Source organism: Pseudomonas sp. O39, assembly GCF_045447295.1.
In the GTDB taxonomy this organism is placed as follows: domain Bacteria; phylum Pseudomonadota; class Gammaproteobacteria; order Pseudomonadales; family Pseudomonadaceae; genus Aquipseudomonas; species Aquipseudomonas antarctica_A.
This window is the reverse complement of the sequence record NZ_JBJGXV010000072.1, coordinates 1-566: the sequence shown is the minus strand read 5'-3', so window position 1 is coordinate 566 and position 566 is coordinate 1. Positions and strand designations below refer to the sequence as shown.

At 54.9% G+C, this 566-nt stretch carries 1 protein-coding gene; it reads left to right on the top strand.

Annotated features, from left to right (window positions below; all coding sequences use genetic code 11):
* Positions 1 to 566, top strand: a 566-nt coding sequence (locus ACI77D_RS29340) for an RHS repeat domain-containing protein (protein ID WP_407018102.1), incomplete at both ends; no start/stop codon positions are given.

Genomic DNA, 566 nt, shown 5'->3' with positions numbered 1-566 from the left:
AATCGTCATCGCAGTTACATCTACGAGCCGGACAGTTTTAGGCCTCTGGCACTGCTGGAAGGCTTTGGCCCGAAAGAGACCCAGCCTTACCACTATCAACTCGACCACCTCGGAACACCGCAGGAGCTGACCGCGCCTGACGGTGAAATCGTCTGGTCGGCGCACTACCGCGCCTACGGTGAGATTGCCCGACTCGATATCAGCAAAATCGACAATCCGCTACGCTTCCAAGGCCAATACTTCGACCCGGAAAGCGGGCTGCACTACAACCGCCATCGCTACTACAATCCGGATATTGGTCGTTACCTGACGCCTGACCCGGTGAAGTTGGCGGGTGGGATTAACGGCTATCAATACGTGCCCAACCCTACTGGGTGGGTAGATCCGTCAGGATTGAATGCCTGCCCTGGGGGAGATGGCTGTAAACCACAAAAAAATTCAGAGACGCCTACCCAAAAAGCACAAGTGGATGAGGGGCTACCGCCTGCCCCTCTTGTTCACGGAGTTGATGCTGAAACCTTAAACCGTACACACAGCATTGAAGGCAAAGCCTCAACCAGACGAGT